Here is a 15,933-nt window from a genome sequence, read left to right on the forward strand (position 1 = left end):
TGTCTTACCTCATTCCGTAACTGGCTCATCAGTCTCAATTCCAAAATATACATCGATAAGCTTACGTGCAATTGGAGCGGCTGTGGCACTGCCACTTCCCCCATTTTCTACGACTACTGCAATCGCTATTTCAGGATCATCCGCCGGGGCAAAAGCCACAAAAAGCGCATGATCATGTAATTTTTTGGCCAGTAACTCCTCATCATACTTAGCATCCTTGGCTATTCCGAATACTTGTGCTGTGCCTGTTTTCCCTGCAATCTGGAATGGTAAATCTGTTCCAATATGTCTTGCCGTACCACGTTTGCCGTGGACCACTTCAACCATCGCTTCGATTACCGACTGCCAATGACTGGAATTTTGTATCGGTAAACTGTCAGCCTGTTGCACACCCAACAACTGCATACCTTCGTCATTATCCGCTTTGGTAGCGCGAACCAGTTGGGGGGTATAAACCGTTCCCATCATTCCAAGCGTTGCGGTTGCATGAGCCAGTTGAATTGGCGTCATCTGATTAAATCCCTGCCCTATCCCCGATATCAGCGTTTCACCGGGATACCAGGCCTGATTGCGCTGATTACGCTTCCACTCTCTGGAAGGAGACAAACCTTTACTCTCACCAGGAATATCGACACCTGTCTGATGACCAAAACCAAACAAATCCAGAAAGCCATGTAACCGATCAATCCCAATTGCATGTGCTAAATCATAAAAATACACGTCACAGGATTCGGCCATCGCACTTTTCAGATCAACGTGACCATGTCCTATGCGTTTCCAGCAGCGGTACCGATGAGAATTGCCTGGTAATGAATAAAAACCAGGGCAAAATGTTCGGCTTTGCTGGGTCACGACATTTAACTCCAAACCCGCCAGAGCAACAAAGGGTTTGAATGTCGATCCCGGGGGATAATGACCGCGCAATGCACGATTAAACAGGGGTTGATCGATGGAGTCACGCAATTCTGCATACTCTTTGACGCTAATGCCGTTCACGAAAGAGTTTGGATCGTAATCCGGTTTGCTGACCAAGGCTAACACACCACCGTTTTTTGTATCGAGTACGACAACAGAGCCATTATATTCACCCAATGCTTCTGCGGCCGCCTGCTGCAGGTTAATATCAAGATGCAAATACAGATCCTGTCCTGCAGTGGCCGGTTCACTGAAAAGTTCTCTAACGGTGCGCCCCTGCACATTGGTTTCAACCTGACGATACCCTACTGTGCCATGCAGAAAATCTTCGTATTGTTTTTCAACACCGGTTTTACCTATCTGCAGTGTACCTTTGTAATTTTGTCGATCAATAACCTGTGTTTCCTGCTGATTGATACGACCGACATAACCCACCGCATGAGCAAAAAGCGGTCCCTGCGGATAATGCCGTATCAACCGGCCTACCACATCAACACCCGGGAAACGATGACGATTAACTGAAAACAATGCGACTTCTTTCTGAGTCAGCTGGTTACGAACCACTATTTCTTCGAAGGCTCGATGACGTTTACGGCGTTCATTAAACGCATCAATATCTTCAGCGGTTAGTGATAACAGCTCAGCCAATTCGGCAATTGTTTGATCCACATTCTTTACTTTCTCCGGGATCAACTCGAGACTGAATGTCGGAATATTTTCGGCCAGTAACACACCATTACGATCGTAAATCAAGCCGCGTTGAGGCGCTAACGGCTCAATATCCACCCGATTGCGATTGGAAAGTGAATCAAAGTGTTCAAATTCGACAATCTGCAGCATCACCAAGCGAAAAATAATGATGCCAAACAACACTAGCGAAAAAAGCCCGGCGAATATCAGTCGGTTACTGACCAATCGACTTTCACGAAAATGGTCTTTGAGCCTGTGCCGGGGATCGATCACAATCAACTCACCTGAAAACTACGACGTATTTTCCTTAATACGGCATACACAAAGGGCCAGACCAGTGTACTGGTCAGTACGGTCAACCAGTGGTTCCAACTGAAGGTGATCGGCGCACTCAGCATCACGATAAAATGCACCAGAGAAACCAGGGACAATATTGTAAAAGCCTGTTGCCAAAGAGGATATTGACGAATTTGCAAATGTAAACGCCCAACCAGATAAATCACCAGTGCATAGGCAAATGCATGAATCCCCAGAATACCTCCGGTGACCACATCCATCACCAATCCGGTAAACCAGGCAACGCCAATGCTGACCCGTTGTGGTAAAGCCATTGCCCAGTAAATCAGCGTGATAGCAACCCATTCCGGACGTGCATATCGAAGCGTATCTGGCAGTGGCACCAGCATTAATAAAATGGCGAATAACAAGGTAATGTATATGACACTGCTATGCTGTGACTTCACCAGAACCATCAGTTACTTTCCTCCGATGGCGTCACTGGCGCATCCACTGCAGGCTGTTCTTCCAATGCAGGCTGTTCTTCCACTGCAGGTAAATCACTTTCTTCAATTTGCAAAGGATATGTAATACCGAAATCAATTTTTTCACCCGGCAGTACCAACATGACTTCTCGACTGGTTGCCAACCGAGCAGCTGGACTAACGCTAATTTCGGCAAAAGATTTTCCCTGAGGGAAGTTTACTGAGATCACCTTTCCAACGGGGTAACCAACCGGGAAACGCCCCCCCAGGCCCGAGGTTACCAATAGATCTCCAACGCGCACATCGGCATTGTGCGGTAAAAACTCCATCTGTAAATTTTCTCCTAGACCCCGCCCAGTGACCACAGCGCGTAAGCCATTTCTGACAATCTGTACTGGAATACTGTGGCTGGGGGCGGTNNTGGGGTCGGTTAACAACACGACGCGGCTGGAAAACTGGCTGACTTCCGCCACCTGTCCCATGACACCTAGAGAATCGAGTACTGGCTGCCCTTCATAGACGCCAAAGGTTTCACCTTTATCGATGATGACATGCTGATAAAAAGGATCTAAGTCGACACTGAGCAGTTCGGCAACCTGCACCCGTTCCTGTAGACGAAATGATGAACCAAGCAATTCTCGCAAGCGCATGTTTTCACTTTCCAGCGCCTGCATTTTTTGCATCCGCACACTATTAGTGAGGTTTTGTGCTTCAAGCTTCATGATTTTCTCACGCAGTTGCCGATGGCCCTGAAAAAAATCAGTAAACCATGTGGTGAAATCGTCTGGCATAGAGGCGAGTTTCTGTACAGGATAAACAGCCGTAGACAGGGTCATCCTGACGGGCTTGAAATAATCCAGTCGTGTATCCAGAAAATACAATAACAACGATGCGACTACTGCAAGCAGCATCCGAGTATTTAATGAAGGTGTTTGGGCAAATAACGGTTTAATGGCTCAGTTCCGAAAATGAAAAGACCTTCACAAATAACCTTGCTATTTGTAAAGGTCAAATACCTACTTCAATCTGACTGAAGACTATTCAAACGTAAATACGTCGCTCCCGCGTTCGTCAATAAGTTCTAATGCTCGACCACCCCCTCTGGCAACACAGGTCAGCGGGTCTTCTGCGACAATGGCTGGCAAGCCGGTTTCTTCCATTAACAGGCGATCCAGGTCTCTTAGTAACGCACCACCACCCGTCAGCACGATGCCTCGTTCAGCAACGTCAGCACCCAGTTCCGGCGGTGTCTGTTCCAGCGCAGTTTTCACTGCAGCGACAATACCGGCTAATGGATCCTGCAACGCTTCCAGTATTTCATTACTGTTCAGTGTGAAACTCCGGGGGATTCCTTCTGCCAGATTACGTCCACGTACTTCCATTTCTCGGACTTCGTTTCCAGGATAGGCAGAACCGATTTCTTTTTTGATCTTTTCAGCAGTGGCTTCACCAATCAATGTGCCGTAATTCCGACGGACATAATTGACAATCGCCTCATCGAACAAATCACCACCAATTCGCACTGAAGCTGAATAAACAATACCGTTCAGTGAGATAATCGCGACTTCAGTGGTGCCACCACCAATATCCAGCACCATCGAGCCGCTGGCTTCTTCTACCGGCATACCGGCACCAATGGCCGCTGCCATCGGTTCTTCAATCAAAAATACATCACGCGCACCGGCGCCGGCAGCAGATTCACGAATTGCCCGACGTTCGACTTGTGTTGAGCCGCAGGGTACGCAGACCAAAACGCGCGGACTTGGTTTTAAAAAGCGACCTTCATGCACCTTGCGAATAAAATGCTGCAACATTTTTTCAGTAACAGTGAAATCGGCTATAACACCATCTTTCAATGGACGTATCGCAGTGATATTGCCAGGAGTACGCCCTAACATTCTTTTAGCTTCTGCACCTACCGCGGCGATCGAGCGAGGGCCGCCTGGCCCCTTATCCTGTCGAATTGCGACTACTGAAGGTTCATCCAAAACGATGCCCCGGCCGCGCACATAAATCAGCGTATTAGCTGTACCCAGATCGATAGACAGATCGTTAGAGAAGATCCCACGTAAACGTTCAAACATTGAAGAAACCACATCCGGAAGAGGTAAAATGGATACTTTAGCAATGCTCAGGTCTGTTGGGCAAGCAACTAATGATTTAAACTTCAACTTTGTGAAATCAATTAACTTACGGGACGACTGATGAGTTTAGATAAATCCGATGTAGAAAAAATCGCGCATCTTGCGCGGCTTGCCATTGATGAAAGCACGATTCCTGATTACGCCCGAGATCTTAATAACATTCTCAATCTGGTCGAACAGATGAGCGCGGTGAATACCGATGCAGTCAGTCCCATGGCGCACCCACTGGATGCACACCAACGATTGCGTGAGGATGTGGTATCCGAAACTGACCAACGTGAATTGTTCCAGTCTATTGCCCCTAAAACCGACGCTGGCGTCTACCTGGTTCCACAGGTCATCGAATAAATCCAACACAGGCAAGTACATGCATAACAAAACTCTTTCTGAACTTTCGGCCTTGCTACACAACGGTGACATCACCAGTGTGGAACTGACTCAACACTTTCTAAACCGTATCAAAACGCATAATGGCAATTTGAATGCTTTTATCAGTGTGACTGAAGAAAGCGCGCTGGCGCAGGCTGCGGCTGCTGATAAACAGTTTGCAGACAAGACTGCCGGTAAACTGACCGGCATTCCAATGGCGCATAAAGATATTTTCTGCACCAAGGGCGTTCGTACCAGCTGTGCATCAAAAATGCTCGATAAATTTGTTGCGCCCTATGATGCGACTGTGGTGGAAAAAATTGCAGCCAGTGGCATGGTAATGTTGGGTAAAACCAATATGGACGAATTTGCCATGGGTTCATCCAATGAAACCAGCTTTTACGGTCCGGTCAAAAATCCCTGGGATACTGAACGGGTTCCAGGTGGTTCTTCCGGAGGCTCTGCAGCAGCAATCGCTGCTCGACTGGCACCGGCGGCTACCGGTACAGATACAGGTGGTTCAATTCGTCAGCCTTCATCTTTATGTAATTTAACCGGTTTGAAACCAACTTATGGTCGTGTTTCCCGTTACGGCATGATTGCTTTTGCCTCCAGCCTGGATCAGGCGGGCCCGATGACGGCCAACGCCGAAGATGCGGCATTATTGTTAAATGTCATGTCGGGTTTTGATGAACGCGATTCCACCAGCGTGGAACGTGATGTTCCAGATTACACCGCAAATCTGAATGATTCCCTGCAAGGTCTGCGCATTGGTCTGCCAAAAGAATACTTTGGTGAAGGTCTGGCACCGGAAGTGGCAGAAATAATTGATGTCGCCATTAAGGAATTCGAAAAGCTCGGGGCAACCGTCAAAGAGATCAGCCTGCCAAATACCTCTCTGGCGATACCAACTTATTATGTGGTTGCCCCTGCAGAATGCTCATCCAATTTGTCTCGTATGGACGGCGTGCGCTTTGGCCATCGCTGTGAAGATCCAAAAGATTTACTGGATCTGTACCAACGTTCACGCGGTGAAGGTTTCGGTGACGAAGTTAAACGTCGCATCATGATCGGAACCTATGCACTATCTGCCGGTTATTACGATGCCTACTATCTTAAAGCTCAGAAATGCCGCCGTTTGATAAGCGATGACTTCCAACAGGCATTTGAAGAAGTTGATGTGATTATGGGACCTACCGCGCCAACCACAGCCTTTAAACTGGGTGATAAAGCCGATGATCCAGTAGCCATGTATTTAGCGGATATCTATACCATTAATACCAATCTTGCTGGTTTGCCCGGTATGTCAATTCCGGCAGGTTTTGCCAATGGCTTACCTGCTGGTTTACAGATCATTGGTAATTATTTCGATGAGGCACGTTTACTTAATGTTGCTCATCAATACCAACAGGTCACTGATTGGCATAAACAAATTCCAACAGCATTTCAGTGAAACCTAGGGTCTGTTGATCTTTCAGAGCCGCCTCTGTTGTGACTAAAATGCTCCAATCAAGGCGCGAGGAATGCAGTTTGTGAGATACATCCATGTATCTCACCCCTAAGGGGCTTACGCTTAAAAACGTTCCAGACGTTTTTGTAGTTGCTCTAAATACATGACGAGCAACGTGGAGTGGTACATTTTCAGTCACAACCCAAAGGGCTGGGACTATTTTTCCGCCCTACAGTGTTGAAAATGACTTATGTAGAACAACTACATCGCATCATTTCCGCCTTGTAGGACGAAAAAAATAGCCTCCAGCAGTGGTGGCTATGAAAGATCAACAGACCCTAGAGGCGAAAGCCCCTTTTTTAAAGCCATTCATCGCGGAGCGAAAAAATGAAAGCAGCAGAGCTATTTGTCCGTACTCTGGAAAATGAAGGTGTGGAATATGTTTTTGGTATTCCCGGTGAGGAGAATCTGGATGTCATGGACGCCTTGCTGGATTCCTCCATTCAGTTTATTACCACCCGGCATGAACAAGGTGCGGCCTTTATGGCAGATGTTTATGGTCGACTCACTGGCCGTGCAGGAGTCTGTATGGCGACACTCGGTCCGGGTGCGACCAATCTGATTACCGGTGTGGCTGATGCCAATATGGATCATGCCCCCCTGGTAGCCATTGCCGGTCAGGCTTCGACCAATCGCTTGCATAAAGAATCGCATCAGGTCCTGAATCTGGAAGCGATGTTTTTGCCCATCACCAAATACTCCACTCGAATTGTCAGCCCTGAAGTGATTCCGGAAATTGTTCGCAAAGCTTTTAAAGTGGCGCAGACCGAGAAAACCGGTGCCTGTTTTATTGAGTTTCCTGAAAATATTGCCGAGATGGAAATTGACGATGCTCCACTGCGGGTCAAACACGCCACACCTCCTGAACCGGCTGCTGAACATATCGAACGAGCAGCAGAATTAATTTCCAATGCAGAAAATCCGATTATTCTGGCGGGTAATGGCGTCATTCGTGCGCATGCCGCTAAAGCGCTTACAGAATTTGCTGAAAAGCTGGGAATTCCTGTCGCCAACACCTTTATGGCCAAAGGCGTCATTCCGTTTGGTCATCCCATGTCACTGGGCAGTGTTGGGTTGCAGTCAAATGACTATGTGAATACCGGCTTTGCCAATGCCGATGTAATTATTTGTATCGGCTACGACATGGTTGAATACCACCCCTATCTCTGGCATCCCTCACGGGATCGCACGCTGATTCATATTGATACCACCCATGCTGAGGTTGATGGATATTACAGTGTGGTATTGGGTGTTGTGGGCAATATTACGCACAGTCTGAATCGAATTGCAGCCCTAACCACGCCGCACGAAGGTAAGGCCATGCGTACTTTACGCGATAGTCTGATTACAGAAATGAATCAGCATCGCCGTGATACCGAATTCCCTGTTAAACCACAGAAAATCATCTGGGATCTGCGTACCGCCATGCATCTGGAAGATATCGTAATCTGCGATGTGGGTGCCCATAAAATGTGGATGTCACGAATGTTCCGCTGTGAATACCCGAACACCTGCATTATTTCCAATGGCTTTGCCAGCATGGGCATAGCAGTTCCGGGTGCAATTGCAGCCAAACTGGCACATCCGGAACGCAAAGTCGTTGCAGTAACCGGTGACGCTGGTTTTCTGATGAACTCTCAGGAAATTGAGACAGCCATTCGTTTGAATATCGCGATTGTCATTCTGATTTGGAACGATGCAAGCTACGGTCTGATTGAATGGAAACAGCAAAACCAGTTTGGCCGAACCAGTAATGTAAAATTCGGCAATCCGGATTTTGTACAATATGCGCAATCATTTGGCGCAACGGGTGTCAGAGTGAATAAGACCGAAGAGTTAATGTCTGTTTTAAAAGAAGCTTTGGACAGAAATACAGTCACCGTTATTGATTGTCCGGTGGATTATCGTGAAAATCTGAAACTGACAGAATCTCTAGGTCAATTAACCCAGCAAACTGAGAGATAAAATGAAGTCTGGAAAACGTTTTGCACTGTTTATAGCCGCCCTATTTGCATTATTGTTTGTCGTCTTTATGTACAAGAATGCTACCGCTCCGGCCTACACCGAACTTACGTTTGAGGATGTAGACGGAAAAATGCATAATTTCACCGAATATGCCGGTAAACCAATATTGATGATTTTCTGGGCGACTGATTGCCCGGCGTGTATTCAGGAACTGCCCGAACTCATTGCTTTGCATGAAGAATACGCAAAAAAAGGCTTGGTCATGCTGGGCGTTTCACTGCCCCACGACACACCTTCACATATCAAGGCAATGCGTGAAGACCGGGGTCTTCCCTACACGCTTATCTGGGACAGTGAAGGCGAAATTTCCAGCGCATTTAATAATGTTCGGGTGACACCAACGCATTATCTGATTTCGCCCGAAGGCAAAATTGTGATGCGCAAAATTGGTGTACTCGATAAAGAGAGCGTTTCAGCACAGCTCGACAAAATGGGCCTCAGCTGATTTATAGCTTAAAACTGCTACACATCAGATAGCACATATGGTATAAAGTCCGGCTTAGTTTATTCAGAATGATGCGTTGGCAGGACGCGTCAGTCACTAAAAATGCATCAGGAGCAGGATTAACATGTCCAGAGTATGTCAGGTAACGGGCAAACGCCCTATGAGCGGAAACAATGTTTCACACGCTCACAACAAAACAAAACGCCGTTTCCTACCTAACCTTCACTCACACCGTTTTTGGGTTGAGTCTGAAAACCGTTGGGTAAAATTGCGTGTCAGCAATCATGGTCTGCGTATCATTGATAAAAGAGGTATTGATACCGTTTTATCTGATCTCCGTAGCCGCGGCGAAAAAATCTAAGGAGTCAGGACATGCGCGATAAAATCAAATTAGTTTCATCAGCAGGTACAGGTCACTACTACACTACTGATAAAAACAAACGCACCATGCCGGAAAAAATGGAAATCAAAAAGTTTGATCCCGTTATCCGTCAACACGTGATGTATAAAGAAGCAAAAATCAAGTAACACTATTGTTTACTGCTTCTAAAAAAACCCGCTCTTTAATGCGGGTTTTTTTATGGCTCGAATAAATTAAACTTAAAATTGTTCTTTATTTTGGGCAATGAGATGAACTGTGCCGCGCTCCAAAAATATTGAAATCTCAGATGATATCTATGTTGCAACAACGTAGTAGACGATTCACCTCAAAACCGTATTATAGTGCGCTATGACTATATTGCTGGAAGCACAAAATCTGTCACGTTATTTTGGACCCAATGTTGTGGTTCAAAATATCGATCTCACGGTAAAACGCGGAGAAATACTGGGTTTTCTCGGTCCCAATGGTGCTGGTAAAAGCACCACTATGAAAATGCTTAGCGGTAATCTGGCGCCGGATAAAGGCGAGATCCATATCAATGGTTTTGATTTATTGTCGCAACCTAAGCAGGCCAAGGCTCAACTGGGCTATCTGCCGGAAAATCCGCCGTTATATCGTGAATTGACCGTCAACGAATATTTACAGCATTGTGCCAGACTCAATCTGCTCAAAGGCCAGCAACTTAAATCTGCAGTTGCAACGGTCATTGAGCGCTGTGGACTGGGTGATGTCCAGCGACGTTTGATCGGTCAATTATCCAAAGGCTACCAACAGCGTACCGGCATCGCTCAGGCGATCGTGCATAACCCGGCGGTGGTCATTTTGGATGAACCGACTTCTGGTCTGGATCCCCTACAAATTCGGCAGATCCGCGAACTCATTCGTGAACTGGCCAATGAACATAGCGTGATACTGTCGACGCATATTCTGCCAGAAGTGGAAATGCTCTGCGATCGGGTACAAATCATCAGTAAAGGCCAGGTCATGTTTGCCGATAGCCTGACAGCTCTGCATCAGCAAAGACTCAACAGCAGCCTGAGGATCACTTTATCTGCCCCGCCACCGATCACCGAGCTTCAGGCTCTAACGAATGTGTCTTCGGTGGAGCCCGTTTCAGCCAATCAGTTTCGAATCCTTTATCACCCGGAACAGGATCCTACAGAAAACCTGATAGCGAGTGCCGTATCTAAACACTGGCAACTGCAGGAACTGTTGCGTGAACAGGACTCGCTGGAAGATATTTTTATGCATCTGATAAAAGATGACGCACCGCTAGCTGAGGTTAAAAACTGATGTGGTGCGTGGCAAGACTTGAAATTTCGCGACTGTTTTTGTCTCCTTTTGCCTGGATAATGCTGGCATTAGTACAGTTTTTACTGGCATATATGTTTCTCAGTCATATTGAGTATTTTGCTCAGATTCAGGGCCAGATTTCAGCCATCCCGGGAGCTGCCGGTGTAACAGAAATGATTATTGCGCCATTATTAAGCAATGCTGCTCTGGTGTTGCTATTGATTGCCCCATTTATCACCATGCGGGCTTTTGCTGATGAACATCGTAACCATAGTCTGCCTCTTTTGATCTCTGCGCCACTTTCCGCCAGTCAGATTGTGTTAGGTAAATACCTCGGATATCTTGGTTTTTTTCTGCTGCAATTAGCATTGATTGCTTTAATGCCACTATCGCTGCTTGCCGGATCAGCAATCGATTTTTACCAGTTTGGTGTGAGCATGTTCGGGCTGTTTTTGCTGGTAGCCAGTTTCTTGGCCGCCGGAATATTTTTATCATCACTCACCACCCAGCCGATTATTGCAGCGGTGATGACATTCTGTTTACTGTTTTTATTATGGATAATTGATTTTGCTGCGGCCAGCGCTGTTTCAGGCCAAATTAACTGGCTGGCCTGGTTATCCCTGTTAGGACATTTTCAACCGCTGCTGGCAGGACAGATTAACAGTGTTGATCTAAGCTTTTTTGCTCTGTTCTGCGTGGTATTTATTCTGATGACTATTCGGCGACTTGATGCAGCGAGGTTGAGTCTATGAAGATGTCAAAACAGTTTAAATATCAACATCGCCTGCAACAGATCATCTTTTACATTTTATTGCTGGTAGTGATTATCGCAGTAGCCGTTCTTTCGAATCGTTACAGCTTTGAGTCAGACTGGACAGCTAACCAGCGACATACCCTCTCTTCTGCTACTACCGAATTATTACAGTCGCTTGAAACACCAGTGACAATAGAAGTATTTATCAGTCCCGGACATCAGTATCAATCAGCAGCAGAAAGTTTATTAAAGCGCTATCAACAGCATAGTCAGCAACTTACAGTGTCGTTTATTGATCCTGTCAGCCAGCCACAGCGGGTTCGTGAACTGGACATTCAGCAGCAGGCTGAAATGGTAGTTTCAGGTCAACAGGGACAACAACATGTATATGATTTATCTGAGCAATCGCTAAGCAATGCCATTATAAAAGTCAGTCGCAGTAACTTGCCTGAATTAATCTTTATTACTGGTCATGGTGAACGGGATATTGCCGGTGATGGTGCATTTGATATGTCGCAATGGGGACAACAGTTGAATAGCACCGGCTTTGAGGTGCAATCTCTGACCATGACAGAAGCGATGCAACTTAACAGCGAGGATAAAAAAATTGTATTGGTTATTGCCAGTTCACAAGCCGCCTGGCCGCAAAGCGATATTGTCCAGTTACAGTCATGGTTGCAGCAAGGCGGTAATCTGCTCTGGCTCAGCGAACCTGACACTGATACGGGCTTGGCGGCCATCCGTGAACAGCTTAATCTGAGCTTTGTACCGGGTACGATGGTGGATCCCAATGCCGGTAAATTAGGTCTGGAAGATCCACGTTTTGTGATTGTGACAGATTACGCCAATCACCCGGTTACGGCAGCCACTTCCAGCGTCACCCTGATGCCAGAAGCGCATGCTATTCAATTATCAGAAGCTGAATCTGCTTGGCAAGTTACTGAGCTGATGCAATCACAAAGTGATAGCTGGTCTGAATTAGGTGATATGACCGGCACTAGTCTGGATGATTTACGTTTTGATGCAGAAATCGATATTCCAGGGCCGTTAATGCTCAGCGTATTAATGGAAAAACCTGTTTCAACAACTCAACAACAACGTGTTGCCGTATTTGGTGATGGCGATTTTGTCTCCGACCTGTATCTTGGCACAGCGGCCAATCTTGAACTTGCGATGGCTCTGGCAAACTGGCTGGTTGCTGAGGATGATTCAATCGATATTCCGGTCATCACAACCCGAGATAACCAACTGGTATTAACCGAGCACCAATCATTATTTATTGGTATTGGATTTTTACTCGGATTACCACTTAGTCTGCTTTTGATTGGCATAAGTATCTGGTGGATTAGAAGACGCTGATGAAAAGCACATATCTGACCAATCTGCTGTTATTGGTGGTTGCGGTTCTATTAGTGTGGTTAATGACAGAATCGCAAGTAGAGGATTCAGCTTATATCACTGATAAAATTCAGGCGGCACAGGTCAATCAAATTACAATTGTTCGCCGTGAACAGCAAACCATTCACTTGCAACGCGATCAGCAATGGCAGTTAAGCCAGCCAATACATGTGCGAGCCAATCAAACCCGGATCAATCTGTTACTCAGTCTGTTACAACAACCAGCTCATCAACAGATCCCGGTGACACAAACAACTGACCTGGCAGAATTCGGACTGCAGCAGCCTGAGTTGTCATTAGTTTTCAATGAATACCATTTTGCTTTTGGTGATACTGAACCGCTCAGCGGGTATCGTTATATTCTGCACAATCAGCAGATTTATTTAATTAACGATGATATTTCACCATTACTCGGTGCCAGTGCCAGTAGCTTTGTCGATAACCGTTTATTGGATCCGGCCAGCAAAATTGCAGCTCTGCACTTGCCTGAGCTGCAAAACCAACAGGGCCAGCAAAAATACGCGGCACTCTCCATAGTTCAGCAAAATGACAGCTGGCACTCCATGCCGCAAAATTATCCTCAGGATAAACTCCTGGCACTTTTGCAAAACTGGCAACAGGCTTATGCCATGCAGGTTGTTATCATGTTAGATGATGAAACAAGTACACCGGATGAGCAGGAAGTGACCATTAAATTAACCGATAACACACAGCGTAAATTTGTTGTATCACATAGCGAGGAAGGTCTTACGCTTACTGATCATCAACAACAATTACAATATCTGTTTCCAGCCACCATTATTCCTGCCCTCTTTTCAATAAACGAGTGATATGCCTGAATTACCTGAAGTCGAAACCACCCGCAGTGGCATTGCGCCATATATAGAAAATCAGCAGGTTAAGCAGGTTGTCATTCGTGACTCTCGACTGCGCTGGCCTATCACTGACAACCTGGATGAAAAACTGTGTGGGAAAATCATTCAGTCGGTCAGCCGCCGCGCCAAGTATTTATTGTTGCATACCACTGAAGGCACGCTGTTTATCCACCTGGGTATGTCCGGGCGGTTACGTATTCTGACTGCTTTTCAGCCAGCCGAAAAACACGATCATGTTGATATTGTGTTTGCCAATGATATTATTCTGCGCTTTACCGATCCACGCCGCTTTGGGGCTGTATTGTGGACCAGTGAGCCACCGCTGCAACATCCGTTATTAAACCATCTGGGGCCAGAGCCACTGGGGGAGGATTTTGACGCCGAATATCTGTTCCAACGTAGCCGTAAACGTCAGGTCAGCATTAAAACTTTTATTATGAATGCGGAGATCGTTGTAGGTGTGGGGAATATCTATGCCAGTGAATCGCTGTTTCTCTCCGCCATTCACCCTCAGCTGATAGCTGCAAAACTAACAAAAAAACAGGCAGAAAAACTGGTTGCCGCGATCAAACTGACATTGGAAAAAGCTATTGCAGCGGGCGGGACAACCTTACGGGATTTTCGGGATAGCGAAGGCAAACCCGGATATTTTGCTCAGGAATTATGGGTTTATGCCCGGCAGAAACAAGGCTGTAAACAATGTGGTCATCCAATAGAATTGATTCGCCAGTCACAGCGGGCGACCTATTTCTGCCCATATTGCCAAAAGATTTGAAGCAAATTATTGTTTAGAGAAATACTCTGCCAATAGGCGAATTTCAGTTTCGCTGTACGCCGCAGCATGATGTCGCATAACAGAAGACTCTCTCGCCCCGCTGGCAAACCCCAGCATCTGTTCAATAAAATAATCTTGCTCCAAACCTGCAAGTTTGGGCATTTCACCTTTGCTGTGGCCATTGGTACCATGACAAGTCGCGCAGGATGAAGCCAGTAAAGCCATATTTGGCTCAGCCTGAATCCAGGTCGAAGTCAGTAGCAATGCAAGACATATCAGCAGTCGTTTCATAATCCCCCTTTCGTCCGTTTCACGGCGATGTATCAAGCTACGTTATAATACGTAACCCATTTTATGCAAAGCCATTCATGACCGAGATTATTAAACTAGATGCCACCATTCCCGAGTCATTAAGTGGCTTGCGTGTCGATCAGGCCTTGGCCCAGCTGTTCTCAGAATACTCCCGCGGTCAGCTGACCAAATGGATTAAAGCCGGCGATGTATTGGTCAATCAGAAAGTCTGTCGCCCTAAAGATGCGGTACGCACCGGTGACCAGATTGAAATTGCCGCACAGCAGATTATTCATGAAGATAACTGGCAGGCCGAAACTATCGCACTGGATATTATTTATGAAGATGACGATGTATTAATCATCAATAAAGCGGCAGGCATGGTAGTGCATCCTGGCGCTGGCAACCAGAATGGCACAATGGTCAACGCGTTATTGGCTCATGCGCCCCAACTTACTCATATTCCGCGCGCCGGGATTGTGCATCGCATTGATAAAGACACTACCGGACTATTAATGGTCGCTAAAAGTCTGCAAGCACATCATTCATTAATCAGCCAACTACAGCAGCGTACCGTAATTCGTGAATATCAGGCCATTGCCTGCGGTGTGTTTACCGCCGGGGGAACGGTTGATGCACCAGTTGGTAGACATCATATTGATCGTAAACGTATGGCCGTGACACAAAACGGTAAACCTGCCGTGACACACTATCGGATTGAGGAACGCTTTCGGGCACATACCCATTTGCGTTGCAAACTGGAAACCGGGCGCACTCACCAGATCCGTGTGCATATGGCGCATATTCGCCATCCTTTATTGGGCGATCCTTTATATGGTGGCCGGTTTAAAACACCAAAAGGGATGACGGATAGCTGTCTGGCTGCCTTGCAGAATACACATCGTCAGGCTTTACATGCCGGTTTACTGGGGTTTGATCATCCGACTACTGGGGAAGCAGTAAGCTGGCAGATCCCCTTACCCGATGATATGCAACGATTATTGGAACTGTTACGGATGGATGCTACCAGCCATACCGATTAACCAGAGGAAAGAACTGTGAAGGCACCAAACAATCTGCATCATGTCATTGATGTGTTTTTAGCCTTTCTCAAACTGGGTCTGACGGCGTTTGGCGGACCGATTGCTCACATTGGTTATTTTCGCACTGAATTTATCAATAAACGGCAATGGCTTTCTGAACAGCAGTTTTCTCAGTTACTTGCTGTTACACAGTTTTTACCTGGCCCAGCCAGTAGCCAGATGGGATTTTCAATTGGCTTGTTTCGCGCTGGCTGGCTTGGTGA

The 15,933-nt window shown here is 46.5% G+C and carries 18 protein-coding genes; 13 read left to right on the forward strand and 5 right to left on the reverse strand.

Annotated features, from left to right (window positions below; genetic code table 11):
* Positions 1-9: 9 nt before the first annotated feature.
* The 4 genes from mrdA to B3182_RS15475 all read right to left on the reverse strand — a co-directional run bounded on the left by mrdA (position 10) and on the right by B3182_RS15475 (position 4,450).
* Positions 10-1,878, reverse strand: a complete 1,869-nt coding sequence (gene mrdA, locus B3182_RS15460) for a penicillin-binding protein 2 (RefSeq protein WP_292353763.1) — start codon at positions 1,876-1,878, stop codon at positions 10-12.
* A gap of 2 nt (positions 1,879-1,880) precedes the next feature.
* Complete coding sequence (mreD, locus tag B3182_RS15465) at positions 1,881-2,357, reverse strand: rod shape-determining protein MreD (protein WP_292353761.1); 477 nt, start codon at positions 2,355-2,357, stop codon at positions 1,881-1,883.
* Entirely contained in the window at positions 2,357-3,319 is a 963-nt protein-coding gene (gene mreC / locus B3182_RS15470; protein WP_292753444.1) for a rod shape-determining protein MreC, read from the reverse strand. Before mreC ends, mreD begins: the two co-directional genes overlap by 1 nt.
* 84 nt (positions 3,320-3,403) lie before the next feature.
* Positions 3,404-4,450: a rod shape-determining protein gene (locus B3182_RS15475; protein ID WP_041354692.1), complete on the reverse strand. Its 1,047-nt coding sequence runs from the start codon at positions 4,448-4,450 to the stop codon at positions 3,404-3,406.
* 120 nt (positions 4,451-4,570) lie between these two features.
* On the opposite strand from B3182_RS15475, the gene gatC reads away from it, so the two are divergent.
* The 11 genes from gatC to mutM all read left to right on the forward strand — a co-directional run bounded on the left by gatC (position 4,571) and on the right by mutM (position 14,336).
* On the forward strand, positions 4,571-4,858 hold the full coding sequence (gene gatC / locus B3182_RS15480) for an Asp-tRNA(Asn)/Glu-tRNA(Gln) amidotransferase subunit GatC (protein ID WP_014707980.1): 288 nt from the start codon (positions 4,571-4,573) through the stop codon (positions 4,856-4,858).
* Between the two features lie 19 nt (positions 4,859-4,877).
* A complete protein-coding gene (gatA, locus tag B3182_RS15485; RefSeq protein ID WP_292353757.1) occupies positions 4,878-6,332 on the forward strand; it encodes an Asp-tRNA(Asn)/Glu-tRNA(Gln) amidotransferase subunit GatA in 1,455 nt (484 codons plus the stop codon).
* A 384-nt stretch (positions 6,333-6,716) separates the two neighbouring features.
* Positions 6,717-8,354: an acetolactate synthase large subunit gene (locus B3182_RS15490; protein ID WP_292353755.1), complete on the forward strand. Its 1,638-nt coding sequence runs from the start codon at positions 6,717-6,719 to the stop codon at positions 8,352-8,354.
* 1 nt (position 8,355) lies between these two features.
* Positions 8,356-8,859 (forward strand): peroxiredoxin family protein, encoded by a 504-nt coding sequence (locus B3182_RS15495; RefSeq protein ID WP_292353753.1) that lies wholly within the window; start codon positions 8,356-8,358, stop codon positions 8,857-8,859.
* A gap of 124 nt (positions 8,860-8,983) precedes the next feature.
* Positions 8,984-9,220: a 50S ribosomal protein L28 gene (gene rpmB / locus B3182_RS15500; RefSeq protein WP_226070964.1), complete on the forward strand. Its 237-nt coding sequence runs from the start codon at positions 8,984-8,986 to the stop codon at positions 9,218-9,220.
* A gap of 11 nt (positions 9,221-9,231) precedes the next feature.
* The gene (rpmG, locus tag B3182_RS15505; protein WP_014707985.1) at positions 9,232-9,387 is read left to right on the forward strand and encodes a 50S ribosomal protein L33; all 156 of its coding nucleotides are present in this window, start codon (positions 9,232-9,234) and stop codon (positions 9,385-9,387) included.
* Positions 9,388-9,589: 202 nt separating this feature from the next.
* Positions 9,590-10,534: an ABC transporter ATP-binding protein gene (locus tag B3182_RS15510; protein ID WP_292353745.1), complete on the forward strand. Its 945-nt coding sequence runs from the start codon at positions 9,590-9,592 to the stop codon at positions 10,532-10,534.
* Positions 10,534-11,286: an ABC transporter permease gene (locus B3182_RS15515; RefSeq protein WP_292353743.1), complete on the forward strand. Its 753-nt coding sequence runs from the start codon at positions 10,534-10,536 to the stop codon at positions 11,284-11,286. The genes B3182_RS15510 and B3182_RS15515 overlap by 1 nt, the downstream gene beginning before the upstream one ends.
* Positions 11,283-12,647, forward strand: coding sequence for a GldG family protein (locus B3182_RS15520; RefSeq protein WP_292353741.1), 1,365 nt, complete (start codon positions 11,283-11,285; stop codon positions 12,645-12,647). The genes B3182_RS15515 and B3182_RS15520 overlap by 4 nt, the downstream gene beginning before the upstream one ends.
* Positions 12,647-13,516, forward strand: coding sequence for a DUF4340 domain-containing protein (locus tag B3182_RS15525; RefSeq protein ID WP_292353739.1), 870 nt, complete (start codon positions 12,647-12,649; stop codon positions 13,514-13,516). Before B3182_RS15520 ends, B3182_RS15525 begins: the two co-directional genes overlap by 1 nt.
* A 1-nt stretch (position 13,517) precedes the next feature.
* Positions 13,518-14,336: a bifunctional DNA-formamidopyrimidine glycosylase/DNA-(apurinic or apyrimidinic site) lyase gene (mutM, locus tag B3182_RS15530; RefSeq protein ID WP_292353738.1), complete on the forward strand. Its 819-nt coding sequence runs from the start codon at positions 13,518-13,520 to the stop codon at positions 14,334-14,336.
* Positions 14,337-14,342: 6 nt separating this feature from the next.
* Here mutM and B3182_RS15535 read toward each other — a convergent pair whose 3' ends face one another.
* On the reverse strand, positions 14,343-14,627 hold the full coding sequence (locus tag B3182_RS15535) for a c-type cytochrome (protein WP_292353736.1): 285 nt from the start codon (positions 14,625-14,627) through the stop codon (positions 14,343-14,345).
* 77 nt (positions 14,628-14,704) lie between these two features.
* On the opposite strand from B3182_RS15535, the gene rluD reads away from it, so the two are divergent.
* Together rluD and B3182_RS15545 are read left to right on the forward strand one after the other, a co-directional pair.
* Positions 14,705-15,670 carry a 23S rRNA pseudouridine(1911/1915/1917) synthase RluD gene (rluD, locus tag B3182_RS15540; protein WP_292353734.1) on the forward strand — a complete coding sequence of 322 codons (966 nt, stop codon included), beginning with the start codon at positions 14,705-14,707 and terminating at the stop codon, positions 15,668-15,670.
* A gap of 15 nt (positions 15,671-15,685) precedes the next feature.
* A partial coding sequence (locus B3182_RS15545) for a chromate transporter (protein WP_292753435.1) occupies positions 15,686-15,933 on the forward strand: 248 nt, incomplete at its 3' end.

The organism is Methylophaga sp. UBA4204, assembly GCF_002379485.1.
In the GTDB taxonomy this organism is placed as follows: Bacteria; Pseudomonadota; Gammaproteobacteria; order Nitrosococcales; family Methylophagaceae; genus Methylophaga.

What these genes read in the sequence shown, in the direction of transcription:
- mreD (WP_292353761.1), bottom strand. Translation starts at nt 2,357, where the DNA reads ATGGTTCTGGTGAAGTCACAGCATAGCAGTGTCATATACATTACCTTG.
- B3182_RS15475 (WP_041354692.1), bottom strand. Translation starts at nt 4,450, where the DNA reads ATGTTTGAACGTTTACGTGGGATCTTCTCTAACGATCTGTCTATCGAT.
- gatC (WP_014707980.1), top strand. Translation starts at nt 4,571, where the DNA reads ATGAGTTTAGATAAATCCGATGTAGAAAAAATCGCGCATCTTGCGCGG.
- gatA (WP_292353757.1), top strand. Translation starts at nt 4,878, where the DNA reads ATGCATAACAAAACTCTTTCTGAACTTTCGGCCTTGCTACACAACGGT.
- B3182_RS15490 (WP_292353755.1), top strand. Translation starts at nt 6,717, where the DNA reads ATGAAAGCAGCAGAGCTATTTGTCCGTACTCTGGAAAATGAAGGTGTG.
- B3182_RS15495 (WP_292353753.1), top strand. Translation starts at nt 8,356, where the DNA reads ATGAAGTCTGGAAAACGTTTTGCACTGTTTATAGCCGCCCTATTTGCA.
- rpmB (WP_226070964.1), top strand. Translation starts at nt 8,984, where the DNA reads ATGTCCAGAGTATGTCAGGTAACGGGCAAACGCCCTATGAGCGGAAAC.
- rpmG (WP_014707985.1), top strand. Translation starts at nt 9,232, where the DNA reads ATGCGCGATAAAATCAAATTAGTTTCATCAGCAGGTACAGGTCACTAC.
- B3182_RS15510 (WP_292353745.1), top strand. Translation starts at nt 9,590, where the DNA reads ATGACTATATTGCTGGAAGCACAAAATCTGTCACGTTATTTTGGACCC.
- B3182_RS15515 (WP_292353743.1), top strand. Translation starts at nt 10,534, where the DNA reads ATGTGGTGCGTGGCAAGACTTGAAATTTCGCGACTGTTTTTGTCTCCT.
- B3182_RS15520 (WP_292353741.1), top strand. Translation starts at nt 11,283, where the DNA reads ATGAAGATGTCAAAACAGTTTAAATATCAACATCGCCTGCAACAGATC.
- B3182_RS15525 (WP_292353739.1), top strand. Translation starts at nt 12,647, where the DNA reads ATGAAAAGCACATATCTGACCAATCTGCTGTTATTGGTGGTTGCGGTT.
- mutM (WP_292353738.1), top strand. Translation starts at nt 13,518, where the DNA reads ATGCCTGAATTACCTGAAGTCGAAACCACCCGCAGTGGCATTGCGCCA.
- B3182_RS15535 (WP_292353736.1), bottom strand. Translation starts at nt 14,627, where the DNA reads ATGAAACGACTGCTGATATGTCTTGCATTGCTACTGACTTCGACCTGG.
- rluD (WP_292353734.1), top strand. Translation starts at nt 14,705, where the DNA reads ATGACCGAGATTATTAAACTAGATGCCACCATTCCCGAGTCATTAAGT.